We start from the raw sequence: 25491 nt of genomic DNA, 5'->3' as shown, positions 1-25491 counted from the left end.
TCTTCCTTTGGTCCAGTTGCCTTGTTGAGTTACTTGCCTTGTCCGGCCACCGTGTCGGTGCCGCGTGTCAGATAATATGCCCCCAGTATCGGCAGGAATGTGACCAGCACGACGACCAGCGCGACCACGTTTGTCACCGGGCGTTCACGCGGTCTGACCAGTTCTTCCAGCATCCAGATCGGCAGCGTCTGTTGTTGTCCGGCCGTAAAGGTTGTCACGATGACCTCGTCAAATGACAGCGCAAAGGCCAGCATTCCACCCGCCAGCAATGCCGTCGAAATATTGGGCAGAATGACATGGCGGAACGTCTGGAAACTGTTGGCGCCAAGATCCATCGACGCTTCGATCAGGCTGCCCGAAACGCGGCGAAACCGTGCGACCGCATTGTTGTAGACAACGACGACACAGAACGTGGCGTGCCCCAGAACGATGGTCCAGAAACTGAACGGGATATCAGCCAGATTAAAGGCCGAGCGCAGTGAAATCCCCGTGATAATTCCGGGCAACGCAATCGGTAATATCACAAGCAACGAGATCGCCTCGCGGCCAAAAAACTTGGTCCGGCTGATCGCCGCGGCACAGAGCGTGCCAAGTATCAGAGCAATCACAGTTGAAATCGCAGCCACCTTCAGCGACAGGGCCAGCGCCGTCCAGACGTCGGGCCTGTGCCATGTAACGGCGAACCATTTGAGCGTCAGGCCGGGGGGCGGCCATTGATAGGATTTATCTTCGGTTGTGAACGCATAGACAAAGATCAACAGGATCGGCAGATGCATGAAGGCAAGGCCCAGCCCCGCCGCAATCTTCAATCCCCGTGGCGCGCGATCAGAGTGCATCAAATGCCCCCTGCCGTTTTGCAATCCACAGATAGACCGCCATCAAAAGAATGGGCACGACGGCAAAGGCGGCGGCAAGCGGGATGTTTCCCGCGGTGCCCTGATAAGCATAGACCGCCTGGCCGATAAACCGCCGCGAAGATCCGACGATCTGCGGAATGATGTAATCGCCCAATGTAAGGGAAAAGGTAAAGATTGATCCGGCGATCACACCGGGCAGCGCAAGCGGCAGCAACACATGGCGAAAGGTTTGCGACGGACGCGCGCCCAGATCACCGGACGCTTCCAGCATCGACACCGGCACACGTTCCAGCGATGCCTGTATCGGCAGGATCATGAACGGCAACCAGACGTAAAGAAACACCAGAAACGTGCCGGTGGCGCTGACCGAGAGGGAATTGCCGCCAATGACCGGAATGGACAGATAGGCGTTCAAAAGCCAGCTGAGGTGCAGGGTTTCAAACAGCCAGTTCAGGATGCCTTCTTTGGCAAGGATCAGTTTCCAGGAATAGACCTTGACCAGATAGCTGGACCAGAGCGGCATCATCACCCCGAGGTAGAATATCGCCTTCCATTTGCCACGGGCATAGCGCGCGGCGAAATAGGCGACGGGAAAGCCGATGATTGCTGCCGCGACACTGACAGCGGTGGCCATGACAACGGTGCGCACGATGATGTCGAAATTCGAAGGGCGGAACAATTCGCCATAGGTCTTGAGGGTGAATTCGTACTGGATCAGGCCGGAAAATTCGTCGATCGAAAAGAAGCTTTGCGCCAGCAGCGCAAACAGCGACCCAAGATAGATAATCCCAAGCCAAAGCGCGGGTGGCAGAATCAGCAAAAACACCAGCAACGAAGGGCGGCGCCATAATTCGTCGGAAATGCGTGACAGCACTCCGCCCTGATCAGCGATGACGGCCCGGTCGGTCATGCGCCCGCCATCACATGCAGATCTTCGCTGTTCCAGTCGACATGCACCGTGTCGCCGGCCTTTGGCACCACAGCGCCCTTGGGCAAAAGCATCGTCATCGCCACACCATGCACCTGCATGGATACCCGCGTTGCAGACCCCAGAAAACTGACGCTTCGAATACTGGCAGCATGCCCCGTTTCAGACAAGCGCACCGCCTCGGGGCGCAGGCTGCCGTGACCGTCAACACCTTTCAGTTCGCGCATCAATGCCGGTGGCAGCACATTGGACGAGCCCACGAAATCAGCCACAAACGGGACCGCAGGGCGATAATAGATATCTTCGGGCGATCCCAATTGCATGATCCGCCCTTCGTTGAACACCGCAACCCGGTCAGCCATCGACAGTGCCTCGCCCTGATCATGGGTCACGAATATAAATGTGATGCCAAGGCTGCGTTGCAAAGCCTTCAGTTCTTCCTGCATCTGTTCGCGTAATTTCAGGTCAAGCGCGCCCAACGGCTCATCCAGCAGCAGGGCGCGGGGTTCGTTTACCAGCGCGCGCGCCAAGGCAACCCGCTGCCGCTGCCCGCCTGACAGTTCAGAGGGCTTGCGGTCGCCGTATCCGCCCAGCGCAACCATGCCCAACGCATCCTCGGCGGCTTTGTGACGTGCGCCTTTGGGCAAACCGGCGATCATCAGGCCGTAGGCGACATTGTCGCGCACATTCAGATGCGGGAACAGCGCATAGTCCTGAAAGACGGTGTTCACATTGCGTTTGTAGGGCGGGATGTTCTGCGCGACCTGACCGAATATGCGGATGTCACCCTTAGTCGGTTGTTCGAACCCCGCAATCAGACGCAGGCACGTGGTTTTTCCCGAACCCGATGGGCCCAGCATGGCGAAAAATTCGCCTTCGGCGATATCAAGGTCAACACCGTCGACGGCTTTCACGTCGCCATAGTGGCGCGACACGCCGGAAAAGCGGATTGCAGATGTCATAGGGCTTCCAGTGCTATGGCCCGCCACCACAGGCGGCGGGCACGTGTCGGGGTGGCGTTAGCGCCCGCCGATTACGCCGATGTAATCAGAAACCCAACGATAGTAAGGCACGCATTCACCCTGACTTTCACAGGACGAAACCGGCGTGGTCCAGAACTTGATACGTTCGAAATCATCCAGCCCGTTCTTTGTGCACCCTTCCGCCGTCTGCATACCGCGCCCATCCGTACAGGCGGCGGGCACAGCGGGGTTTGCGCCGAACCACACAGAAAGGTCCGATTGCAGGTTGGAAGCCAGCGAATGTTCCATCCACATATAGCTGCAATTGGGGTTGGCCGCTTCGGCATGCATCATTGTCGTATCGGCCCAGCCGGTCGCGCCTTCTTGCGGGATCGTCGAAGCAACGGCAGCATTGTCACCTTGCAACAGGTTCACCTGAAACGGCCAGCTTCCCGAGGCGGCCATGCCTTCGTTTTTGAAATCGTCGATCTGAATGAAAGCGTCATGCCAGTAACGGCTGACAATCTTGCGCTGTTCACGCAACAGATCCAGTGCGGCGGCATATTGCTCCGCGTTCAGTTCGTAAGGCGATACAATTCCCAATTCCGGCTGATGAAACATCAGATAGTTTGCGGCATCCGCGATGTGGATCGGGCCGTCATAGGCTTGTACGCGGCCTTCGTTGGGCTGACCGTCCGGTAGATCCATCGGTTTGAACACGACATCCCAGCTTGTGGGCGGTTCGGGGAACACCTCGGTGGAATACATCAGAACGTTTGGACCCCACATATAAGGTGTTCCATAATGGGTTCCGTTCGTGAAATGCCATGGCGCTTCTTTCAAACGGTCGTCCACTGTGGACCAGCTTGGGATCAGGTCGATATTGATCGGCTGCACCCGTTTGCCCGCGATCATCCGCAAAGACGCATCGCCCGACGCAGTCACCAGATCAAATCCGCCTTCGTTCATCAGGGCGACCATTTCGTCGCTGGTGTTTGCGGTTTTAACGTTAACCATGCAACCGGTCTTTTCTTCAAAGCTGGTGATCCAGTCGAATTCGGCAACCGTTTCTCCGCGCTCAAGATATCCGGGCCAGGCGACAATGTTGACCTGTCCTTCGCCTTCACCAATTTCCGTTAATGCCGTTTGCGCAATGCCCTGCCCGGCGAAAACCAGACAAAGTGCCATTGCGGCACTTGATTTCAACAGTCCATTCATCTGCAATCTCCCCTGCAAGAACGATATGACAGCTTGGCGCCACCTTCTTGCGATAAAGCGTGCAGCAGAAAGACTGTTTTCGCCAATTCAATTCGCAGAATTATGATATCGATTTTTCCGATATCTGTCGCTATACACCAGAAGATAGTTTGTGCGCCTGTGCGATCGCCACAAATTCATGCGCGGCATCAGACAGTTTCGATCCCTTGCGCCAGACAAGGCCAACCTGCACGACCGGCAATGATCCGGACACATCGCGCGCCTCGATCCGGTCGCCCTCAAGCGACCACGGGCGGTACACAAGATCGGGCAAAAGTGCCACGCCGGAGCCGGTCGCGACCAGCGAACGGACAGCCTCGACCGAACGGGTCCGGAAGGCGATTTTGGGCCGGGTTCCAAGAACCGACAACAGCTTGACCGCCTCCTGTTCCATTTCATCGACATTCAGCACGATCAACGGTTCGTCCTTGAGATCGGACAGGCTGATACTGTCCTGTTTCAAAAGCCGGTGCCCCAGCGGCATCCACAACCGATAGGGCGACACATCCAGCGCCTCGGCATGCAACGCATAATTATCCGACATGCGCGACGTCATCATCACGGCCACATCCATTTCGCCGCCAATCAGCAAATGTTCAAGATATTCTCCGGACTCCTCGATGGCGGTGATTTCGACCTCGGGATAGGCGCGGGTAAACTTGGCCAGCAAATCGGATATTACATATCCTGCCACAAGCGATGTCAGGCCCAGATGCAGTTTGCCCGGTGTGCTGCGGTCCTGTTTCTGAAAGGCCCGCCGCGCCTGCGACACCTCGGACAGAATGGTTGTGGCGTGCCGCAGGAACTGATGGCCCTGATGCGTGATGCGCAATCCACGGGAATGGCGATCAAACAGCCTGACACCCAGATCGGCTTCCAGATCCTTGATGGCCTCTGTCACAGCACTTTGGGAAATCGACAGGGATTGCGACGCAGCACTGACAGACCCGTGTTCGGCCACGGAAACGAAATAGGTCAACTGGCGAAATGTGAATGACACGGCGGCAACATATCCCGAATTGAGTGGTTGGACGGTAGTATAGGCACTCTTTCATCCCAAGAGAAAGCGCCCGCCCAAGCCGTACGAAAACCCCGATCAGGCGCGCGCACGCGCGCCGGATGGATCGTAAACGCAGTTTTCCACCACCTGTGCCGCGCGCATTTCATTGTGGATCTTGACCTGAAGCCGGGTTCCGTTCTTGGCAAATTCCTGAGGGACCAGCGCCATGGCAATGTCGTGGTTGCAATAATAAGAGAACCCGCCCGAAGTCACGCGCCCGATCAGCTTTCCATCCTGATACACGCCTTCATCCGCGATCACAGACGTCTCTCCATATGGCAGTTTCAGCGTCACCAGAACCTGATGATTGCCGTCATTTTTCTGTTTGACCAAGGCATCCCGCCCTTTAAATGTGCGATCTTCCATGACCACGAAGCGGTCCAGACCGGCCTCGAACGGCGTGATGTCCCGGCGTAGCTCTCGATTGATCGCACGATAGGATTTTTCCAGCCGCATCGATTCAAGCGCTTCAAGACCAAAGGGTTTCACCCCCGCCTTCAGCAACATATCGACCAGATGCCGGTTGTACCCGATCGGGTGATGCAGTTCCCAGCCTAGTTCGCCGGTATAGCTGATGCGCAGCAGGTGCACATCCTTGGCATAACCCACTTCTCCCTTTTGCGCCGACATAAAGGGGAATGCCGGGGTGGAAAGATCGTTGTCGGTCAGCGGCTGCAGAATGTCACGCGCATTGGGTCCGGCCAACGCGATCACACCCATCTGTTCCGACACGTCCTCCATCTGCACCGATCCGTCATCCGGCAAAAGGCGCGACAGCCGGTCCCAGTTATAGACCTGCCCGTTGGGTGTACTTACAAGGTAAAAGTCGTTTTCGCCGTAACGCACGACGGTGTATTCGCCATCGATGCCACCGCGGGTGTTGCAGACCACCGAAAGCGCGATACGTCCGATCCCGGGCAGTTTATTGGCCATGATTCCGTAAAGCCACGCGGCGGCCCCCGGCCCGCGTATGGTGAATTTTGTCATCGGCGACATCTCGATGAAACCGGCCGTTTCACGTGTGGTTTTCACCTCTGACTGGACGTATTTCATATGCGCGGTGTGCCGGAACCCCGCTTCGGGCACGGCCAGTTCGACAGAAGGGGCGAACCAACGCGGGAATTCGTAGCCGTTGAACGTGGTCCAGACAGCGCCCGCCGCAGTCAGCAGATCATAAGACGGAACGGTCTTCATCGGGCGGGCAAAAGGATAATCCTCGCCCGGAACATGGGCGTGCATATGGGTGCCCCACGTTCCGCGCACCTTGTCCATGGTCCAGCGTTTTGCGGCAAAATCACCAAAGCGGCGCGGATCAATCTCGGACATGTCAATGCCGGGGTCGCCATTGATAATCCAGCGGGCAAGCCGTTCGCCCATGGTGCCGCCCCAAAGAATACCGCCAGGGACACCTTCGGCCAGCCACAAATTCCTGTGCCCCGGTGCCGGACCGCACAGTGGCAATTCATCCGGGGTCATCTGAAACGGGCCGCGTGTGTTGGCTTTGATGCCGACCTCACCCAAAGCGGGCACACGTTCAATCGCACGTTCCCACTGGGTTTCGACTGCTTCAAAGTCTTCCGGCAACAGATCAGCACCGAAGGTTGGCGGCACACGGTCTTCGGCAAAAAGCTTGAGATCCTGTTCGAACTCATAAGGGCCAAACTGAAACCCGCCGACATCTTCCCGCAGGTAAGCGCCATAATCCTCATCCCGTAAAATCGGAAATTCCGGCAACCCTTCCTTTCGACGCCGGATCAGTTCGGGCACCGGTTCGGTTGTCCAGTATTGATGCACAATCGGGATGCAAGGCAGGTCAAGCCCCACGCGCCGCGCGTTTTCGCGGGCATAGTTGCCCGTGGCAAAGATCAGGTGATCACAGGTGATTTCGCCTTGGTTGGTGAACACTTTCCACGACCCGTCCGGCATCGCCTCGTATCCGGTCGCTTCGGTGTTCTGGTAAATGCTGGCGCCCTTGTCGCGCGCCAGTTTGGCCAGCCCCATAGTGATGTCGGCCGGATTGATATAGCCATCCTGATCATGCAGAAGACCACCGCGGATATCTTTGCTTTGCACCAGCAACGGATGCACCTTGGCCACTTCTTGTGGCGTGAGCAGGCGGCAGGGCACACCTGCGGCTTCGGCCAACGAGATATAGCTTTGGAATTCGTCCCAGCGTTTTTCTGTATTGGCAATCCGCAACTGGCCCACTTGTCGCAGGCCAACCGACGTACCCAGCGCGCGTTCAACCTCGCCATAAATGCGGATCGTTTCCATCGTCATCTTGGAAATGGTGTTGGACCGCACAAAAGTTACCAACAAACCCGCCGCGTGCCAGGTTGATCCGGCAGTCAGTTGCGAACGCTCTAGCATCACGGCGTCGGTGCAACCGTGCTGTGTCAGACCATAAAGGATAGACGCCCCGACACATCCGCCGCCGACAACAACCACCTGCGCATGTGATTTCATTCCATGGCTCCCCCAGCGATTTCCACTTAACCCGTTATCAAAGCCGCCTGCTGTTTTCACCAAAAATGTTAAAGCAGCGGCTGTGCCGCGATCACCTCTTGCAGTGTTGCGCGATGACCAACACAGGCTAACCCCGTTCCAGATGGCACCGGGGCAACAGGGCCTCTACGCTGGGCAGGTCGCAAAGTCCGGTGCCTGCGGTGGCCATTGTCGCGCTGGCCGCCGCCACGCCCCATTGCAACGCAACATCCTGCGGGTGTCCGCGGGCAAGTGACAGCGTCAGGGCCCCGACAAAGGCATCGCCGGCGCCGATTTTGCTGACAACGGGAACCTGCGGCGCGCGGCATATGTAACATGCATCGGTGCTTACCAGGATCGAGCCTTCGGCGGCGCGGCCCGTCACAATGGTTCTGGCCACGCCCCGTGCAATCAGGGTTCGGGCAAACGCGATACTGTCGTCCATCGTATCGAGTGGGTGTCCTGCCGCCTGTTCGGCCTCTCGCTGGTCCAGCCGCAGTATGTGCAAAGGGGCCAAAGGCTGCGTGATCAGGCGCATCAAGGCACCCTTGGACGTATCGACAACCAGTTTTTGTGTGTGCGGTGCCAGCGCCGCGCGAACGCGATTCGGATAGGCATCGCCCAGCCCCGGCGCGACGCCACCGCTTAAGACCACGTAGCCGTCAGGGGCAGCCGCCGCCGTGATTTCAGCTATTAGGCGGTCGCCGTCTTGCGGTGTCAGGGTTTGCCCGGGAATGCTGAACCGGAATTGTTCACCGGTGCTGCTGTCCGTGACCGCAAAGCTTTCGCGGGTTTCACCGCTGACTGCTACGGCGTGAACAGGCACGTTTTCCGCCGCGAGCAACTGCAACAACCGTTCACCCGAAACGCCTCCAACGGCAATCAGGGCTTTGGCAGTGCCGCCCAGTTTGCAAATCGCGCGCGCGACATTCACACCGCCGCCGCCCGGATCGATCCTTGGCGCTTCGCAGTACAGCTTTGGCCCGGCGGTAACCTGCGCCACTGACGTGGACAGATCAATCGCAGGGTTCAGCGTTATGGTTAGAATGTCTTGCAGAACATCCACCTTTCCGTTTCATAAATTGAATACCGTGGTCGGGATTATTTGCATAGAGAGAGCATGACAGCCCGGCATCGGCCCTATCCGCCTGAACGCAGGTATCTTTGACAGGACAAACCAGATGGAAGACCCCGAAAAACAATCTCTTGCGCCGCTTTGGTTGCTGATTTTCCTTCAGGCCGGGATTTCCGCGTCAAGCCTTGTGGTCGAGATCGTCGCAGGGCGGATGATTGCGCCCTATGTCGGAATGAGTCTTTACACATGGACGTCAATCATTGCGGTGGTTCTAGCGGGTTTTTCTGTCGGCCACTGGTGGGGCGGGCGGATCGCGGGGTACGAGACGGGCCGCGCGCTGCGGATCACGGGTTGGACAATGATTGCAGCCGCCTGCGCAACAGCCGGCGCAACCCTGTTGCTGCGGACACTTGCGGGGCCGGTAATCGAAACCCTGTTGCATCCGCTGGCAGCCATTACGGCGCTCAGCATGCTTGCGTTCTTTTTGCCCTCGCTGTTTGCGGGTGTGCCTGCACCTGTCCTGACGGTGGCGGCAATGCGAGGACGCGACCGATCCGAACGGGCACTGGGCGCGATGTTTGCGGCAGGTGCGATCGGGGCGATTGTCGGAACACTGGCGGCGGGGTTCCTGTTCGTGCCTTGGTTGGGGTCTGTGGCGACCCTGCTTGTGATTGCCGCAATCTATGCAATGGCGGCACTCACATTGTTCTGGCTTGGCGGGGCTACGTCGCGTGAAATGACGATCTCGCTGGGCGGGATCGCAGCCGTCTGCCTTATCGGCACCGGCGCCTTCAGCCTGCCGTCGGTTTGTGATCGGGAAAGCAGCTATTACTGCATCAGGACTGTCGCCATGTCCGACGATCCGAACGACCCGGTCAACCTTATGGTGGTGGATCATCTGGCCCATGGCATAAGCAACCGCAACACGCCACGGGTGATGTTTACCGAACATGCCGCCATGCTGGATGCCTTGCCCCGCATGCGGATGGAACGAACCGATTTCACGTCTTTCCACATTGGCGGCGGGTCTTATTCGGTACCGCGGGCCTGGGCGGACCGCGGAGTAACCGGCATCACAATCGCCGAAATTGATCCCGAAGTCACCGCCGTGGCAGCCGAGCATTTCTGGTTCGATCCCGATACGGCGACAATCCTTCACAACGATGCGCGACGGGCCTTGCGTGGTAGCACCGAGAAATTCGATGTCATCGTCGGGGACGCATTTACCGACATCGCGGTACCCGAGCACCTTGTCACGCTCGAATTCTTTGATCTGATCGCCGACCGGCTAGAACCCGGTGGCGTCTTTGCGATGAACCTTATCGACAATGTCGACAGGCCGGATGCGCTGTCAGCGGTGATTGTGACATTGCGCGAAGTCTTTGCCAGTGTGGAAGTCTGGACCGTAGCCAGTGCCCCTGTAACCGGGGAACGCCGTGTGTTTGTTTTGCTGGCCAGCGACCAGGACAGCCCGGTATCCGCGATCGAAACGGCGGCGCCGGACAGAACCCGGTTTCAGCCGCTGGACCCCGGATTTATCGACAGTATTCTACACCGGAAGACCGCCCAAATTCTGACGGATGATCACGCGCCGCTGACGCATCTCATGGGCCTTGATCCCGTGGTGGACTGACGCGGCAATAACAGGCGCGGTCTGGCGAACAGCGGAAACCAAACCGCACCGCATCAACCTAGCTGTCGAACCCTTCCAGATAGGCAACCAGTATGTCCAGCGCGGCCTGCAAATCGCTTTTCGCAATCATCTCGGTCACGGTATGGATATAGCGGGTGCCAACGACGATCCCGATCGCGCGCGCGCCTGCGGCAGCCTGTTGCGCGGCAGCACCGTCCTGTCCGCCTGCAGCCAGCATCGTGCGCTGGAACGGGATTTTCTTGCGCAGGGCCAGCGCCTCGATGTCGCGCACCAGTTCCGCATCGGCGATAAAGCTGCTGTCGCGCACGTGCAGGCCGAACCCCTTGCCTAACTGCGTGGTTGCCATGTGGTCGGGCACGCCGGGCGTGTCGCAGGCCAAGGTGGTGTCGATCCCCAACCCGATATCGGGCCGCACACGGTAGGCCGCCGTGCGTGCGCCGCGCAGGCCCACTTCTTCCTGACAGGTAAAGGCCACGTGAATTTCCGCGCCCCGGCCTTTTTTGCCCAGTTTGCGGATCGCCTCGATCCCCAGCCAGCAGGCCACGCGGTTGTCCAGCGCCTTGGACACGAAACGGTCGCCCATTTCGACAAAGGGTTCATCCATGACGACGTAATCACCGACCTTGACCACGTCCTTGGCCTTTTCACCCAGCCCGATATCGACAAAAAACTCGCCGACTTCGGGTATTTTCTTGCGATCTTCGGGCGAGGAAATATGGATGGGCTTGCCACCCGGGTTCATTACACCTTTCAGATCGCCATCATCGGTGCACACCAGCACCCGACGCGAGAACAGGTTGCGCGGATCGAACCCGCCAACCGGTTGCAGGTACAGGAACCCGTCTTTCGAGATATGACTGACCAGAAATCCGATTTCATCCATGTGACACAACAGCATCACCTTGGGCGCACTACCGGTCCCGTGGGCATCGCGCCGACAGATCAGCGATCCCATCGCGTCGGTTTCGACGTTGTCGAACATGCCCTTGATTTCCGACGTGATCAGATCGCGCACGCGGTTTTCACGCCCCGGCACGCCCGGCATTTCGCAAAGCCGTTTCAGCAAATCAGTGTTCATCGGTTTTCCTTTTGGTCAGTTTTATCAGGGTGTCGCGTGCGTATCGGAAAATGTAAATACGCGCCATGTGTTGCCCCCTGCGATGCCCTGCCGCATCCGGACGCGCGGCGTTTGGGTCATTTCATAAAGAACGGATGCAAATGTGCTGGACCCGCCATTGGTTTTGGCGCGCATACAGATCGGCGCATCTGCATCATCGAAAACCGATTGCAGACGGGCGATCGTATCAATCGCGCCCTTGCGCGTGTGCAGCCAGTCCAGTCGCGTGCGCGAGCTTTTGTTGAACCCCGCCGCATCCAGCCGCGCCTGCGCGCTGTCATCCAGATCGCCATTCGCCAGAGGATGATTGGTGTGCAGCAGCACGCCATCCGGCGGCAACGGCAAGGGCGCGCAGGACAGGGCCGAACATTCGACCGAAGAAATGCCATCGCTTGTCGCGAGCGCGTAATGCTGCCCGCTGGCGTGCCCGACACCACGCAAACGCGCCACGGCGTCCGCACGGTTGCGCGCGCCAAGGGCGTGGCGCAACGCCATCGCCACTGGCAAACCGTCCGCCGCATGGCGCAACATCAACAACGTATTGACCCCTATGGCCAGTCCTGCATCGTTGGCACCCGTCAGTCCGATCATGCCCGCAGCACTTAGCACCAGTGTTTGCGGAATGTCCGCACCGCCAAGGCGCAAGACAATCTGTGATCCGTCCATATGCGCCGGCAAATCCATATTTTGTGCCAGCAGATGCCCGCCCCTGACCGGCGTGGCAATCAGGCTGCACCCGGGCGGGGGGGCATCGGGGCGCGCATCGTACCACCATTGTTCGTCCATCAGGTTATAGGCCAGGATGCGCGCCAGCGGTTGCCCCGCACCCTCAGCGATGCCGACCAGTTCGTCGTAAAGATCCGGCGTGGCCCGCCGGGCACGCGGGATCAGCGCGGTCGCGTTCAGAAACTCTGTACAGTAGGTATCAATATCCTTGGGCGCGCGGGTGCCACGCGATGTCATCGTCGCCTGCGCCCATATTTTCAGCGCCTCGTTGATCCGCTCGCGCAAGGTTTCGCCGTGGCTGTGCCCCCGCTGCCGGGGCGTTCCGAAACACTCGACAATGTCCATTCTTCCGCTCCTTTGCCTAGGTCCGGCGATAGCCGCGCACGATGTCCATCAGGCGGCTATGATCTATGGCGCGCACCTTGTGGCCCTTGGGTTTCACCGCAATCCGGTCCGTGGCGGCGACCATCGCGTTTATCACGGCCTCTTCGGTGGCCTGCACCGTCGCGGCATAAAACCCATCAAGATGCGTGTCTTTCAGCGCCTCAAGCGTCATCACATCGGGCGCATGCCACGGATTTTTTTGCGGATTGGCTGTGCTGAAGGCCAGAAAGATATCGCCGGAATTATTCCCGCCTTTGGTCCCATTGCGCCCGATCCCGATACTGCCGCGCCGCGCGACCCGGTCCAGTTGATGCGGCAACAGGGGCGCATCTGTCGCGATAACCACGATGATTGATCCCAGATCCGACGGGTAAACCAGATCATCGCGCATCTCGCGCCCGACCGGCACGCCCGAGATTTCGAGCCAGTCGCGGGTGCCATGGTTGGCCTGCACCATCACACCCAGATGATAGGTGCGACCGGCAACATCGATCCGTCGCGATGCAGTGCCGGTGCCACCCTTGAATTCATAGGCGATCATGCCTGTACCACCGCCAACATTGCCTTCTGCCACCGCGCCCGGGGCCGCGCTGTTCAACGCCTCAAGCGCGTGCGCTTCGGTCACGCCGCGCGCGTTGATATCATTCAGAACACCGTCATAGGTTTCCCCGACAACGGGAAGGCACCACATGTGATCGGTGGCAAACGTTTCGGCATAACGCTCGATCATCCATCCCACGGCCGCATGGCTGACGATGCCGACGCTGTGCGAATTTGTCAGCAAAACAGGGCCCATGAACCACCCCATATCCTGAATATGGTGCGATCCGGTCAATTCTCCGTTGCCGTTGAACGAATGAACACCGGCCCATACCGGTTCGATATCGCCGCTTTGCCCGCGCGGAAGAATGGCCGTCACGCCTGTGCACAAACCGGCGTGAATACCTGGCACTGCATCCTCGATCACCGTGGCATACCCAACCGTGATCCCCGGCACATCGGTGATCGCGTTGCAGGGGCCGGGCGTGCCGTCAAATGACAGGCCGATATCACGGGCGCGGGGTTTTTGTGTCATGTCTCACTGTCTTTTCTGTCAGGGTTCGGCACCGGTCGCATCTGGCTTCCGGGCTCGTATGAAAACGGATCAAAGTGGGCGGCCAGTTCACGCATCGCTCCCAGACGCTGTTGTGCGGCAGATCCCACCCGTGCGGTAATTCCATTCAGAAACAAGCCCAGCAGGGCCGAAATGCCGGATGTGCTGTCCAGAAACGCCTTGTTCGACGTGGCCACCGTAAGGACGTGGGGCGTGTACTGGCGTGGCCAGGTGCTATAGCGATCGGTGATCATGATCAGCGGAATGTCCCGGCGCAGGCACATATCGGCAATTTTGACCGCCTCGTGGGCATAGGGCACCACCTCGATCATGATGACACAGGATGTCGTGGGGTTTTCGATAAACAATTCAGACCAGTTGCCGCTGCGCCCGTCGGCAAAGCGCACGCCGGGGCGCACGTATTTCAGGCGCGTGGCGAAATCCGTGGCCATGCCCTTGACCCCCTGAAAGCCGGTGACATTCACATGTTCCGCCGCCTCAACAACGTCCAGCGCGGCACGCCACTGATCCGTGACAGCCATCTGGTAGACTTCGATGATGGCATCCAGTTCCAGTTGCAACTGCGCATCCAGTTCTGATCCGGTGCCTTCGGGAATGGCGATCCGGCGGGCGCGCGGGCTGCTGGCGTCTTCGCCCGATTTGCGAAACTCGCTGTTTACGGCCGCTTTGAACGCCTTGAAATTCGCATAACCCAGGCGCCGCACGAACCGGCCCACCGTCATTTCGCTGACCCCTGCCCCGTTTGCCAGATCGGCAGCGGTTTCAAAGGGCAGGTTGTCAAAATTTCGTTCGACCCACAGGGCGACTTCGCTTTCCGCCTTGGACAGGTTGCGCGCGTTGGTGACACGTTCGCGGGCGGCCCCTTTGGGTTTGGTAATTCTGGCTGTCATGCCGCATCTCCCTGCAACCGCGGGATCGCATCAATCAGTTCGCGGGTATAGGCCTGTTCGGGCGCATCGAAAACGGCCCCTGTCGGACCCGCCTCGACGATTTCACCACGGCGCATCACTATCACCGAATTGCACAACCGCCGGATTACCGCCAGATCATGGCTGATAAAGATCATCGTCAGCCCCCGTTCCTTTTGCAGCTTTAACAGCAAATCCATGACCTGCGCCTGCAAGGTGACATCCAGCGCCGATGTGACCTCGTCCGCGATCAGTACGTGCGGATCAAAGGCCAGCGCCCGCGCGATTGCAACGCGCTGACATTGCCCGCCAGACAGTTGCGCCGGAAAGCGGCCGCCAAGATCGGGCGACAGATCGACCTGCAACATCAGATCCGCAACCCGGCCAGCCACGTCTTTGGGCGCGCACAAGCGATGGCGGCGCAGCGGTTCGGCGATGGCCGCCTGCACGGTCATGCGCGGGCTTAGCGCCTCATAGGGGTGCTGATAGATCAACTGAACCTTGCGCAGATATGCAACGCGCCCCGGCCCTGTGGGATGGGCCGGCTGGCCTTCGGACAGAACCGATCCGCGATAGGGTTTGACCAGTCCGACAAGCGAACGTACCAGCGTTGTCTTGCCCGATCCGCTTTCACCGACAATGCCAAGCGTTTCGCCGGTCCTGACCATGAAGTCGGCGTTCTTGACGGCGACGAACCCGCCTTCGCGCCCCGAAATCAAATCTGCCAGCGTCCGCCCGCCAAAGCGGATGCGGATATTGCGCGCCTCGATCAAGGGCGGGCCATCGGGCACCTGCACAGCCTCCTGCAACTGCAGACGGTCGGGATGCGAGGCGATCAGCTTTTTGGTATAGTCGTTTCGGGGCGCACGTATCACCTGCGCCACCGAACCACTTTCCATCAGCTTTGCGCGGCGCATGACCAGCACATCGTCACACACTTGCGCCACAGCCCCCAGATCATGGCTGACAAAGATCATCGACAGGTTCCTGTCGCGCCGCAGTTGCGCCAACAGGTCCAGCACGCTTTTCTGAACCGTTGCATCGAGCGCGGTTGTCGGTTCATCCGCCAGCAACAGATCGGGCTGGCAGGCCAGCGCGCCGGCGATCATCGCCCGCTGTTTCATGCCCCCCGACAACTGATGCGGATAGGCCCGCGCCCAGCGCTCGGGCTCGGGGATGCGCACCACATCCAGCAGGCGCAACACCTCCTGGCGAATGGCCTGCCCCTTCAGATCGGTATGCTTGTGCAAGGTTTCCGCCACCTGATCGCCGATCCGCATCAACGGATCCAGATGCGACGCCGGACTTTGAAAGATCATCGCGATACGTTTGCCGCGCACGGTGTTCAGTTCCGATTCGGGCAGGGTCAGTAAATCACGCCCTTCGAATGCGGCGCGCCCCGTGATGGTTGCCGTGGCGGGCAACAGCCGCAGCAATGCGCGGCACGTGACCGATTTGCCCGATCCGCTTTCGCCGACAATGCCCAGTGCCGCGCCGCGTTCCAGATCAAAGGAAACATTGTCCACCGCAACGGTCTGGCCAAAACGCACAGACAGGTCACGCACCTGCAACAACCGGGTCATCGTTCAATCCTTAACATGCGGGCCAACCCGTCACCGATCAGCGCAAAGCCGACACCGATCAGCACCATCGCCAGGCCGGGGAAAAAGCTGATCCACCATGCGGTCGAAATATAGGTCTGTCCTTCGGCGATCATGACACCCCATTCGGCCGCAGGGGGCGAAACGCCCATACCCAGAAATCCAAGGGCTGCCCCGAACAGAATTACCAGCGTTACGTCCGTCATCAGATAAACCACAATCGGTGAAAGGGAATTGGGCAGCACGTGGCGCAACAGGATATAGGGGTGCGAAAACCCCATCGTGCGCGCAGCCAGCACGAATTCCGCCTGCCGCAAAACCTGCGCTTCGGACCGGGCAAGGCGAGCATAGCCAACCCAACCAACCAGCGCCAGAGCGATGAAATAGTTCTCGATCCCCGGGCCCAGCACCGCCACGATTGACAGAACCAGAACGAAAAACGGGAACGGAACCGTGATGTCGACCACCCGCATCGCGATTGTATCGACCCAGCCGCCAAAATACCCCGCAACCAGCCCGATGGTCATGCCGATCAGCATCGGCGCGATGACCCCCAGCAGCCCGATATACAGCGCCAGCCGCGCGCCATAGACCACCCTGCTGTAGGTGTCGCGCCCCACATTGTCGGTGCCGAACCAGTGTTGCCCGTCCGGCGCTTTCAGGATCGCCTCGAAATTGATGGCGTAGGGATCATGGGTGGCCAGAAGCGGCGCGCTCAGCGCGATCAGGCACCAGACCAGCACAAGGATCACGCCGGTGACAAACATCGGTGACAGCCTCATGGCGTCACCCGCGGATCAATCAGGGCCGACAGCAGATCAACCGCCAGCATGACCAGAATGGTGGTCAGCGCGAATACCAAAGTGGCCCCCTGCACCACAAAATAGTCCCGCGCCAGAATGCTATCGACCATCAGTTTGCCCATGCCCGGCACGGCATAGACTGTTTCGACAATCACCGACCCACCCAGAAGATAGGCCACGATCACCGCAAACAGGTTCAGCGTGGGCAACAGGGAATTGGGAAATACATGGGTGCGGAAAAGCTGGCGATTGCCCAGCCCCTTGGACATGCCCGTTACCACGTAGTCGCGGTTCATTTCATCCAGCAGCGCCGATCGCAAGGTGCGCACCAGAATCGGCACAACCCAGATCATCGTCGACAGCGCAGGCAGGAACAGATGCAGGAAATGATCGGGGATCGTTTCGCCAAATCCGCTGACCGGAAACCAGCCCAGCGTAACACCAAAGAACCGCGCGAACAGCAAGGCCAGCCAGAACACCGGAATGGCAAGCCCCAGAACCCCCAACACGCGAATGATCTGATCGGCAAGCCCGTTCTGCCGCTTGGCCGACCAGACCGACAGCACGACAACCGGCGGCAGTGTCAGGACGATGGTGTAAAGAACCAGAAACAACGTCACCGGATAGTGTTGCGCAATCAGCTGCGACACCGGTACGCGGTAGCGCAGGGATGCGCCCAGATCACCGGTCAGCAGGTTCTTGAGATAAGTGAAATACTGCATCAGGATCGGTTCGTCCAAGCCGTATCTGTCGCGGATGATCGCGATGGTTTCGGGCGTTGCCCGGTCCCCCACCAGCAGCCGGATCGGATCGCCCGGCGTTGCCGCCATAAGCGTGAACGTAATGATGCTGACGCCCAGCAGAACCGGAATAGCCTGCACAAGTCTCAGGGCTATGAAACGCAAGGTATTCACTGGACATCCTCGGGGTGAAAGGTGTGGTACGGGCGGCCCGATCGACAGGGCCGCCCGGTGTCAGACGGGATCAGCCGTCTGTCAGTTCGGCCTCTTCCAGCGTCCATTGCAGCGCCGGCGTCAGGGTCAGACCCTTGACGCGATTCGAATAGGCGTTGGTGAAGGGCGAGTAATACAGCGGAATTTGCGACAATTCGCTGACCGAGATTTGCTGGATCTTGCTGTAAAGCTCGGCCCGCTTGGCTTCGTCGCGTTCGCGCAGTGCTAGATCGGTCAGCTTGTTCAGCTCTTCATTGTGATAGTTTGTATAATACGACTTACTACCACATGTGTCACACAGCGCCCAGCGCACGGCCAGATCGGGATCTTCGGTTTCGTTGTAATACCAAGATGTTGTGACCTGATAATCGCCTTCAGCCAGTTTGGACCACCACAGCCCCGCATCGACACGCTCCACCGTTGTCTTGAAACCGACCGCGTCCCACTGCGCCTTGAGCAAGGTCGCAATCTGTTCGGCAGAGGGCGTGATCATCATGGTGATTTCGGTGCCGACAAGACCCTCATCCTCCAGCAACTGGCGCGCTGCAGCGGGATCGTAGGCAGGGGGCTGCACGTTCGGGTCATAATAGTTCAGCGCATTGGACAAAGTGCTGTTGGCCACTTTTGCCTTGCCCAGTGTAACCGCCTTGGTGATCGCCTCTCGGTTCAGTGCCATTGCTGCGGCCTTGCGCACCGTCAGATTGTCAAACGGCGCCTTGTTGTGATTGGGCAGCACCAGATACAGCACGGTGGACGGTTCCAGCGGAACAGAAACGCCGTCTGTACTGTCAACTTCGTCAACCTGCGCCCACGGCACATAGCGGTTCACGTCGATCTCGCCCGCCATGATCATGGTGGCGCGCGCATTGTCGTCGCTGACTTCGATCAGTTCAGCGGCCTTGATCTTGGGCAGGCCTTCGCGCCAGTAGTTCGGGTTCGCGACCAGCGAAAGACGGTCATTCGGCTTCCATTCCTTGACCATATAGGGCCCCGATGCGACAGGATTGGCGGTGAACGCCTCTTCGCCACGCGCTTCCACGTCGTCCTTGCTGACGATGCCGGCATTGAAGATTTCAAGGTTCGACAGCATCGGCGCGCTGGGATGTTCCAGCGTCAGTTGCAGCGTGTCTTCGTCCAGCGCGACGAATTCCTTGACCGGCGCAAACCCTGCTGGATAGGCAGAGTTTTCATCCTTGCTGACACTGTTCAGGCTGAATGCCGCGTCTTCCGCGGTGATGTCGGTCCCGTCCGAAAACTTGGCATCGCGCAACTCGAACGTATAGGTCAGCCCGTCTTCGGAAATTTCCCAGTTTTCGGCAAGACCGGGTTGCAGTGTACCATCGGCCCCCTTGCGCAGCAGTCGGGTATAAAGCTGGCCATAGGCTTCGATATTGCCGGCCGCTGCCGAGATAATCGGATCAAGCACTGTGACCTTGTTGGGGGAAGCTATTCGGATGGCATCCTGAGCAGACAGTGCCGTTCCCGAAAGCATCAGCGCCATAGCGGCAGATATGATCTTTCTGGTGTTCATTTGTTTTTCTCCTGTTGGATTCCCTGATCGAGATGTTAGCAACCTATCATAATGTATGTGAAGTGTTATTTTTTCTACCAGAGCATTTTGCCGCCGTTCTGGCCAGTCCAAGCCAGACTGTTCCGGCAGGCTTGATGACCAAAAACGCAGTGTCAGGCGGATCAGTTTGCAAGGCGTCTGACGCAGCCGAAAAGCTCTGTGTTTTGGCAAACAGTAAGAGGCAATCTACCGACCTGCCCGCCACTGGCTGGCTTTCCAGAACAGCGAACGATAAGTCCGATACCGCATACATTGCCGAATTGACGCGTGACTTCCCGCCGAGTGTGCTATTTATGAAATTACTGTGGACAGGGTTCTTGAGGCGATCTGAATGTCGGTGATACGTCAGTTTTTGTTGGGCGCTCTGGTTCTGGGCGCCGCCCTGTTCATCTGGATCAGCTACGTCCCGGAAGCCCGGCCCTTTCTGGATCGCGTCGGGGTGCTTTCGCTTTTTGGGATCGAAGATGAACAGCCGCGCGGCGATCAGGCCGCTGACGCAATGCGCCCTGCTTTGGAGCCCGTTCGGGTAAAGGTATCGACGGTCACGGCAACGGTCAGCGCGGATGAAGTGACGGCCATCGGGGATGGCCGTGCCTTGCGCAGCGTGACGGTACGATCCGACACTGTGGGCAAGATAACAGACATTGCCCTGAAGGCAGGCAATCGCGTCGAGGAAGGCGCAGTGATGATCAGGCTGGAAAACGAAGCCGAGGCAATCGCGCTGGAACGCGCCCAGATCACTTTGGACAACGCGATTTCAGAAGCAGAACGCGTAAAGCAATTGCAACGAACCGGCGCCGTCACCGAAGTTCGGGCGCGCGAGGTTGAACTGGCCTTGCGGACGGCGGAACTGGCCCTCAGACAGGCCCAGTTCGATCTGGAACAACGCCGGATCGTCGCGCCAATTTCCGGTTGGGTCGGCCTGATCGACATAGAAGTCGGCGATCGGGTCACGGCGCAGGAAGCCCTGATATCGATCACCGATCGCTCTGAAATCCTGATCGACTTCAGAGTCCCGGAACGTGTGATCAGCGGCATCAAGATCGGGTTGCCGGTCAAAATCATGCCCTTGGGTTTGCGTGATGTGGTCTTGCAGGGCAAGATCAGCGCAATCGATACAATCGTAGATCGCGCCAGCCGGACCCTGCGCGTTCAGGCGCGTGTTGAAAACGCGGACGATCTGTTGCGGGTCGGTATGGCCTTCAAGGTCGGCCTGAGCTTTCCCGGAGAGACATTGTTGTCCGTTGATCCGCTTGCCCTGCAATGGTCCAGCGACGGCGCGTTTGTATGGGTTGTGCGTGACGGCAAGGCCCAGCCGGTGAATGTCACGATCCGGCAGCGTAACAGCGATCAGGTGCTGGTCGAGGGCCTGCTGACACCCGGTGAACCGGTGGTGACGGAAGGCGTGCAAAGCCTGCAACCGGGACGCGAGATTATTGTTAGCGACCAAAGCACTGCGCTTGGTGTCGCCTTGCCGTCCCAAACGCTTTAACGGGGGCGCGCCATGGCATCCTTTACCGGAAAAAGCACCGCCTTTGGTTCGGGAACCGCGCTTTTTGTGCGGCGTCCCATCCTTGCTTTCGTGTTGAACGCGCTGATTGTACTGGCCGGCGTCGCCGGGCTTTTTGGTGCCGAGATACGCGAACTTCCCAATGTTGGCCGACCCGTCGTAACCATAACAACGCCCTTCCCCGGCGCATCGCCTGAAACGGTGGATCAGGAACTGACCGGCCGCATTGAAGGGGCCGTCGGGCGGGTGTCCGGCGTGCGCACAATCTCGTCAAACTCCCGCTATGCCCGCAGCCGTGTTACGGTGGAGTTTGAAGAAAACGTTGAAATAGACGTGGCCGCCACCGACATTCGCGATGCCGTTTCGCGCATCGTGAACGATCTTCCCGACAATGCGGAAAACCCGCAGATCGTAAAGGCAGACGCCAACGCGGACCCGATCATGCGCATTGCCGTCACCTCGTCCGGGCGCTCACCGCAGGAACTGACGCAAATTGTCGAAGAACGGGTGCTGGACCGCCTGATCTCGATCAACGGGGTTGCCGACCTTCAGGTCTATGGTGATCGTCAGCCCATATTCCGCGTCGATATCGACCAGCTGGAAATGGCAAGCAGGGGCCTGACCCTTGCAGACATGCGAAATGCATTGTCGGACGTATCCTATGACGCGCCCGCCGGCGACCTGTCCAGCACGCAGCAATCGATCAACGTGCGGACCACGGCCACCGTCGCCACCGCCGAAGCATTCGAAGCGCTGAAGCTGGCCGAAGACGTCACGATTGGGGATGTTGCCCGCGTCACACTTGGCCCTGCGCCAAATGAAACGGTGCTGCGGGCAAATGGCAATCTGGGTCTGGGCATGGGTGTTATCAGACAGGCAACGTCAAACACGCTCGAAATCTCGGCAGCGGTGCGCAAGGTTGTTGCCGATCTGAACGAAACCCTGCCCGAGGACGTCAACATCTTCGTCACATCCGATGATGCGCTGTTTATCCAGGGGTCCATCGACGAGGTTTTGAAAACACTTGGCCTTGCGGTGCTGATTGTGGTTGCGGTGATCTTTGTGTTTCTTCGGGATGCGCGCGCCACGCTGATACCTGCCCTGACATTGCCTGTGGCCCTGATCGGAACTGTCGCTGCGATCTATCTGGTGGGTTTCTCGATCAACATCCTGACCCTGCTGGCTTTGGTTCTTGCCACTGGAATGGTGGTGGATGATGCCATTGTGGTTCTCGAAAACATCGTGCGTCGCCGTGCAGACGGGATGGGGCCGCGCGCCGCCGCCGTATTGGGGACACAGCAGGTGTTCTTCGCGGTTGTCACCACTACCGCGACCCTTGCGGCGGTTTTCATACCGTTATCTTTTCTTCCGGGGCAAGCCGGTGGCCTGTTCCGCGAATTCGGCTTTACCCTGGCGATTGCCGTCATGCTGTCTTCGGTTGTGGCCCTGTCGCTTTGCCCGGTACTGGCCAGCCGCCTGTTAACGCAGGACGCCGCCAAAAAACGCGGGCCACTGGTCTGGCTTGGTGACAGGCTGGTTGCGCTTTACGGGGCAAGCCTGCGCGCAGCGCTTGCAGCGCCTTTGGTCATTGTTCTTGTTGCCGCGCTGTTTGCGACCACTGCCGTTCTGGTTTCAAATGGCATCAAACAGGAACTTACCCCGGCAGAAGACCGCGCTGTGGCACTGTTGCGCGTGACTGCTCCACAGGGGGTATCCCTCGACTACACAACAAGAAAGATGCAGGAAATCGAAGACGCCGTGCAGCCGTTGCGCGCTTCGGGTGAAATTACCAATGTGTTCTCAATCACCGGTTTTGGCGCGGAAAACCGCGGCTTCATGGTGTTTACACTCGCAAAATGGGAAGAACGTGCCCGCGCCCAAAGCGAAATTGTCGCCGACATCAATGCAAAACTCCGCGAAATCATCGGCGTGCGGACATTCGCGATTCAGCCCAACAGTCTGGGCATCCGTGGCGCCGGGCGTGGCCTAAGCTTTGCGGTGACCGGTGACAGCTATGCCCAACTGGCCGAGGTGGCACAGCAACTGGTGAGCAGATTACAGCAGAACGAAGCCATGGGTCAGGTGCGGCTTGAGTACGAAACCACACAGCCGCAGATTTTCATCGAGATCAATCGCGCCCTCGCGTCGGATTTGGGAATCGACATTACCGGCCTGGGCGAGGCGTTGCGCGCGGTTCTGGATGGCAACAGCATCGGGTCGGTTTTTATCGATGACGCCAGCTTTGATGTGCAGATGCTTTCCACCAGCACACCGGTCAACGACCCCAATGATCTGGAGAACATATTCGTACAGACTGGCAGCGGCCTTATGGTTCCGATGTCCAGCTTTGTGAAACTGGAAGAACGTCCGGTGGCCCCAGAATTAAGCCGCGAAGGGCAAAACCGGTCGGTGGAAATATCTGCCGGGCTAACGCCGCGAATGTCGCTGGGCGATGCGATGGAAGAGGTGCGCCAAATCGCCGACGATCTCCTGGCCGAGGAAAACCGGATTGTGCCACTTGCCGAAGCCGCCACGCTGGACCAGACGAATTCGGGGCTTTTGCTGACATTCGGCTTTGCCATACTTGTCGTCCTGCTGGTTCTGGCGGCCCAGTTCGAAAGCTTTGTGTCAGCCGTTGTGGTCATGGCCACGGTGCCTATCGGGCTTGCCTGTGCGGCTTTTGCACTGCTGTTTACCGGCCTTAGCCTGAATGTCTACAGTCAGATCGGGCTTGTCATGCTGATCGGGATCATGGCCAAGAACGGCATCCTGATTGTCGAATTTGCCAACCAGTTGCGCGACAAGGGTCAGGATGTGCGCAGCGCGATCTATGATGCCTCTACGATCCGTCTTCGCCCCGTGATGATGACCATGACATCAACAGTTTTTGGCGGTGTCCCGTTGATCCTGTCATCCGGTGCGGGTGCGGAAGCGCGCGAGGCGCTGGGATGGGTCATCGTCGGTGGGCTGGGCCTGGCGACGATTTCAACCCTTTATCTGACACCGGTTGCCTATCTTTTGCTGGCCGGACTGTCCAAGCCGCGCAAGGCCGAAGAAGAGCGACTTGAAAGGGAACTGGGCGAAGCCGAGGCGATCTAGAGGGCGGCAAACTCGCGCATGTCCGATGCAATCCGCCGCATTGACGCAAAACCATGCCTGTCTGATGGTTTTGCTGCAGTTGACGCGGCGCATGACGCGGTCGGGAAATGCCCGTGCGTGCCGGACAATACACAGGAGCGGATATGAAAATTGCAAGTGTCACCTCGCCAGTGCGCGGCGGAACTGACGCGGTCCGGTTTGCCAACGTTTCAAGCCCCAGACATCTGTGTCGCGGACGACAGATCATCGATTTCATGCGCAACACCAGACGGGACGGGCGCGTTTGATGCGAACCGGAAAATCGTCGGGACCAGAGGATGTTTGGAACGCATTTTTGCGGATTTTTGCGCGCCCGATATCCGGCGTCATCGGTGCAGTTGCGCCGTTCAAATTGAAGACGCGATACCCGCCAAACTACTAACCTCTTGCAAATAAAGAAGTTTAAGAGCATCATTCAGAATCTGTATAAGACAACAAATTATTTTCGACCTGATATCGTTTTAGGGCTGGGGGGATCAGTTCTACTGACAACTCGGCCGCCTGCGAAAAAACCTGGGCACTTTCCTGCTTTAGGCGCAGATATACTGGAGTTTGTTGATGAAGAATTTTCGGCGTGTTTTTGGTTTGCTGTTTATCGGCGTCTTGAGTGCGGGCGCGGTACCCGTCTGGGCGCAGGCCATTGGAAAGGTGACAAGCGTTTCGCAGGGCGCGACCGTTACCCAGGCAAACGCAACCAAAAGGCTGGTGTCAAAGGCCGACATCATGGAAGGCGATTTGATCAGAACGGATGGCAGCGGCCAGGTGCAGATCGTTTTTGCAGACCGGACACGCGTTGTCGTCGGCCCCGCATCAGAACTTCAGATCGAAGAATTCACCCGATCCACCGGCGAAAAGGCCAGCCGGTTTGCTGTTCAGGCCGTGGGGGGTACATTTCGTTTTCTAACGGGTCGCAGCCCCAAGTCCGCTTATGAACTGCGCACACCGACCGCAACCATGGGTATTCGCGGGACCGAGTTCGATTTCGCAGTTGATAGCCGCCGTTTGACCAATCTGGTCACGTTTTCCGGCGAGGTCAGAATTTGCACCCGCACCAACTCGTGTGCACGGGTGTCCGGCGGGTGCGCGGTTGTAACCGCCAATCGTGGCCGCATTGTCCAGCCCGACACGCCAGAAAACAAAACCAGTTTGATAGTGGAAAACTTTCCGTTCATTCTTTCGCAGGAATCGCTGGCCAGCGATTACCGCGTACGCGTTGAATCCTGCGGCGAGGTCGGAAAAACAGTAACCACCCAGACAACCGTTCCACAAAAAAGCCGCGACCGTTTTGAAGGCGGCGGCGATCCGGATGCGCGCGGCGATACACGGGGCGGAGACGAACGAGGAGGCGGTTATGACGAGGGAGCCGACGAAAATTGACGCTTTCGGGTGG

The 25491-nt window shown here is 58.6% G+C and carries 20 protein-coding genes; 5 read left to right on the top strand and 15 right to left on the bottom strand.

Annotation, left to right across the window (positions count from 1 at the left end; genetic code table 11):
- Nucleotides 1-29 precede the first annotated feature (29 nt).
- The 7 genes from C1J05_RS06345 to C1J05_RS06315 all read right to left on the bottom strand — a co-directional run bounded on the left by C1J05_RS06345 (nucleotide 30) and on the right by C1J05_RS06315 (nucleotide 8614).
- On the bottom strand, nucleotides 30-836 hold the full coding sequence (locus C1J05_RS06345; RefSeq protein WP_114869512.1) for an ABC transporter permease: 807 nt from the start codon (nucleotides 834-836) through the stop codon (nucleotides 30-32).
- The gene (locus C1J05_RS06340; protein ID WP_114869511.1) at nucleotides 826-1767 is read right to left on the bottom strand and encodes an ABC transporter permease; all 942 of its coding nucleotides are present in this window, start codon (nucleotides 1765-1767) and stop codon (nucleotides 826-828) included. Before C1J05_RS06340 ends, C1J05_RS06345 begins: the two co-directional genes overlap by 11 nt.
- A complete protein-coding gene (locus C1J05_RS06335; RefSeq protein WP_114869510.1) occupies nucleotides 1764-2747 on the bottom strand; it encodes an ABC transporter ATP-binding protein in 984 nt (327 codons plus the stop codon). Before C1J05_RS06335 ends, C1J05_RS06340 begins: the two co-directional genes overlap by 4 nt.
- A gap of 57 nt (nucleotides 2748-2804) precedes the next feature.
- The gene (locus tag C1J05_RS06330; protein WP_114869509.1) at nucleotides 2805-3965 is read right to left on the bottom strand and encodes an ABC transporter substrate-binding protein; all 1161 of its coding nucleotides are present in this window, start codon (nucleotides 3963-3965) and stop codon (nucleotides 2805-2807) included.
- 130 nt (nucleotides 3966-4095) lie between these two features.
- Nucleotides 4096-5004: a LysR family transcriptional regulator gene (locus C1J05_RS06325; protein ID WP_114869508.1), complete on the bottom strand. Its 909-nt coding sequence runs from the start codon at nucleotides 5002-5004 to the stop codon at nucleotides 4096-4098.
- A gap of 96 nt (nucleotides 5005-5100) precedes the next feature.
- Nucleotides 5101-7530, bottom strand: coding sequence for a GcvT family protein (locus tag C1J05_RS06320; RefSeq protein ID WP_114869507.1), 2430 nt, complete (start codon nucleotides 7528-7530; stop codon nucleotides 5101-5103).
- Between the two features lie 127 nt (nucleotides 7531-7657).
- Nucleotides 7658-8614 (bottom strand): 1-phosphofructokinase family hexose kinase, encoded by a 957-nt coding sequence (locus tag C1J05_RS06315; RefSeq protein ID WP_114869506.1) that lies wholly within the window; start codon nucleotides 8612-8614, stop codon nucleotides 7658-7660.
- A gap of 115 nt (nucleotides 8615-8729) precedes the next feature.
- On the opposite strand from C1J05_RS06315, the gene C1J05_RS06310 reads away from it, so the two are divergent.
- The gene (locus C1J05_RS06310) at nucleotides 8730-10256 is read left to right on the top strand and encodes a fused MFS/spermidine synthase (RefSeq protein ID WP_114869505.1); all 1527 of its coding nucleotides are present in this window, start codon (nucleotides 8730-8732) and stop codon (nucleotides 10254-10256) included.
- 58 nt (nucleotides 10257-10314) lie between these two features.
- On the opposite strand, the gene C1J05_RS06305 is transcribed toward C1J05_RS06310, so the two are convergent.
- From C1J05_RS06305 to C1J05_RS06270, 8 genes are all read right to left on the bottom strand, one after another.
- Entirely contained in the window at nucleotides 10315-11355 is a 1041-nt protein-coding gene (locus C1J05_RS06305) for a M42 family metallopeptidase (protein WP_114869504.1), read from the bottom strand.
- 24 nt (nucleotides 11356-11379) lie between these two features.
- Entirely contained in the window at nucleotides 11380-12465 is a 1086-nt protein-coding gene (locus C1J05_RS06300) for a C45 family autoproteolytic acyltransferase/hydolase (protein WP_114869503.1), read from the bottom strand.
- 16 nt (nucleotides 12466-12481) lie between these two features.
- Nucleotides 12482-13579 carry a DmpA family aminopeptidase gene (locus C1J05_RS06295; RefSeq protein WP_114869502.1) on the bottom strand — a complete coding sequence of 366 codons (1098 nt, stop codon included), beginning with the start codon at nucleotides 13577-13579 and terminating at the stop codon, nucleotides 12482-12484.
- The gene (locus tag C1J05_RS06290) at nucleotides 13576-14508 is read right to left on the bottom strand and encodes a MurR/RpiR family transcriptional regulator (RefSeq protein ID WP_114869501.1); all 933 of its coding nucleotides are present in this window, start codon (nucleotides 14506-14508) and stop codon (nucleotides 13576-13578) included. Before C1J05_RS06290 ends, C1J05_RS06295 begins: the two co-directional genes overlap by 4 nt.
- Nucleotides 14505-16109 carry a dipeptide ABC transporter ATP-binding protein gene (locus C1J05_RS06285; RefSeq protein ID WP_114869500.1) on the bottom strand — a complete coding sequence of 535 codons (1605 nt, stop codon included), beginning with the start codon at nucleotides 16107-16109 and terminating at the stop codon, nucleotides 14505-14507. Before C1J05_RS06285 ends, C1J05_RS06290 begins: the two co-directional genes overlap by 4 nt.
- Nucleotides 16106-16909: an ABC transporter permease gene (locus tag C1J05_RS06280; protein ID WP_254684718.1), complete on the bottom strand. Its 804-nt coding sequence runs from the start codon at nucleotides 16907-16909 to the stop codon at nucleotides 16106-16108. Before C1J05_RS06280 ends, C1J05_RS06285 begins: the two co-directional genes overlap by 4 nt.
- On the bottom strand, nucleotides 16906-17844 hold the full coding sequence (locus C1J05_RS06275; protein ID WP_114869499.1) for an ABC transporter permease: 939 nt from the start codon (nucleotides 17842-17844) through the stop codon (nucleotides 16906-16908). The genes C1J05_RS06280 and C1J05_RS06275 overlap by 4 nt, the downstream gene beginning before the upstream one ends.
- 70 nt (nucleotides 17845-17914) lie before the next feature.
- Nucleotides 17915-19414: an ABC transporter substrate-binding protein gene (locus tag C1J05_RS06270; RefSeq protein ID WP_114869498.1), complete on the bottom strand. Its 1500-nt coding sequence runs from the start codon at nucleotides 19412-19414 to the stop codon at nucleotides 17915-17917.
- A 370-nt stretch (nucleotides 19415-19784) separates the two neighbouring features.
- Between C1J05_RS06270 and C1J05_RS06265 the strand changes: the two genes are divergently transcribed.
- From C1J05_RS06265 to C1J05_RS06255, 4 genes are all read left to right on the top strand, one after another.
- Nucleotides 19785-20945: an efflux RND transporter periplasmic adaptor subunit gene (locus C1J05_RS06265; protein ID WP_114869497.1), complete on the top strand. Its 1161-nt coding sequence runs from the start codon at nucleotides 19785-19787 to the stop codon at nucleotides 20943-20945.
- A gap of 12 nt (nucleotides 20946-20957) precedes the next feature.
- On the top strand, nucleotides 20958-24062 hold the full coding sequence (locus tag C1J05_RS06260; RefSeq protein WP_114869496.1) for an efflux RND transporter permease subunit: 3105 nt from the start codon (nucleotides 20958-20960) through the stop codon (nucleotides 24060-24062).
- A gap of 143 nt (nucleotides 24063-24205) precedes the next feature.
- A complete protein-coding gene (locus C1J05_RS21335) occupies nucleotides 24206-24349 on the top strand; it encodes a hypothetical protein (RefSeq protein WP_162797941.1) in 144 nt (47 codons plus the stop codon).
- A gap of 310 nt (nucleotides 24350-24659) precedes the next feature.
- The gene (locus tag C1J05_RS06255; protein ID WP_114869495.1) at nucleotides 24660-25478 is read left to right on the top strand and encodes a FecR family protein; all 819 of its coding nucleotides are present in this window, start codon (nucleotides 24660-24662) and stop codon (nucleotides 25476-25478) included.
- Nucleotides 25479-25491 lie beyond the last annotated feature (13 nt).

The organism is Sulfitobacter sp. JL08 (assembly GCF_003352045.1).
GTDB lineage: Bacteria > Pseudomonadota > Alphaproteobacteria > Rhodobacterales > Rhodobacteraceae > JL08.
Note: the sequence above shows the minus strand (reverse complement) of the source record. Positions and strands in the feature narration are given on the sequence as shown.

What these genes read in the sequence shown, in the direction of transcription:
- C1J05_RS06340 (WP_114869511.1), bottom strand. Translation starts at nt 1,767, where the DNA reads ATGACCGACCGGGCCGTCATCGCTGATCAGGGCGGAGTGCTGTCACGC.
- C1J05_RS06260 (WP_114869496.1), top strand. Translation starts at nt 20,958, where the DNA reads ATGGCATCCTTTACCGGAAAAAGCACCGCCTTTGGTTCGGGAACCGCG.
- C1J05_RS06265 (WP_114869497.1), top strand. Translation starts at nt 19,785, where the DNA reads ATGTCGGTGATACGTCAGTTTTTGTTGGGCGCTCTGGTTCTGGGCGCC.
- C1J05_RS06335 (WP_114869510.1), bottom strand. Translation starts at nt 2,747, where the DNA reads ATGACATCTGCAATCCGCTTTTCCGGCGTGTCGCGCCACTATGGCGAC.
- C1J05_RS06300 (WP_114869503.1), bottom strand. Translation starts at nt 12,465, where the DNA reads ATGGACATTGTCGAGTGTTTCGGAACGCCCCGGCAGCGGGGGCACAGC.
- C1J05_RS06330 (WP_114869509.1), bottom strand. Translation starts at nt 3,965, where the DNA reads ATGAATGGACTGTTGAAATCAAGTGCCGCAATGGCACTTTGTCTGGTT.
- C1J05_RS06310 (WP_114869505.1), top strand. Translation starts at nt 8,730, where the DNA reads ATGGAAGACCCCGAAAAACAATCTCTTGCGCCGCTTTGGTTGCTGATT.
- C1J05_RS06345 (WP_114869512.1), bottom strand. Translation starts at nt 836, where the DNA reads ATGCACTCTGATCGCGCGCCACGGGGATTGAAGATTGCGGCGGGGCTG.
- C1J05_RS21335 (WP_162797941.1), top strand. Translation starts at nt 24,206, where the DNA reads ATGAAAATTGCAAGTGTCACCTCGCCAGTGCGCGGCGGAACTGACGCG.
- C1J05_RS06270 (WP_114869498.1), bottom strand. Translation starts at nt 19,414, where the DNA reads ATGAACACCAGAAAGATCATATCTGCCGCTATGGCGCTGATGCTTTCG.
- C1J05_RS06305 (WP_114869504.1), bottom strand. Translation starts at nt 11,355, where the DNA reads ATGAACACTGATTTGCTGAAACGGCTTTGCGAAATGCCGGGCGTGCCG.
- C1J05_RS06280 (WP_254684718.1), bottom strand. Translation starts at nt 16,909, where the DNA reads ATGAGGCTGTCACCGATGTTTGTCACCGGCGTGATCCTTGTGCTGGTC.
- C1J05_RS06320 (WP_114869507.1), bottom strand. Translation starts at nt 7,530, where the DNA reads ATGAAATCACATGCGCAGGTGGTTGTTGTCGGCGGCGGATGTGTCGGG.
- C1J05_RS06285 (WP_114869500.1), bottom strand. Translation starts at nt 16,109, where the DNA reads ATGACCCGGTTGTTGCAGGTGCGTGACCTGTCTGTGCGTTTTGGCCAG.
- C1J05_RS06290 (WP_114869501.1), bottom strand. Translation starts at nt 14,508, where the DNA reads ATGACAGCCAGAATTACCAAACCCAAAGGGGCCGCCCGCGAACGTGTC.
- C1J05_RS06295 (WP_114869502.1), bottom strand. Translation starts at nt 13,579, where the DNA reads ATGACACAAAAACCCCGCGCCCGTGATATCGGCCTGTCATTTGACGGC.
- C1J05_RS06255 (WP_114869495.1), top strand. Translation starts at nt 24,660, where the DNA reads ATGAAGAATTTTCGGCGTGTTTTTGGTTTGCTGTTTATCGGCGTCTTG.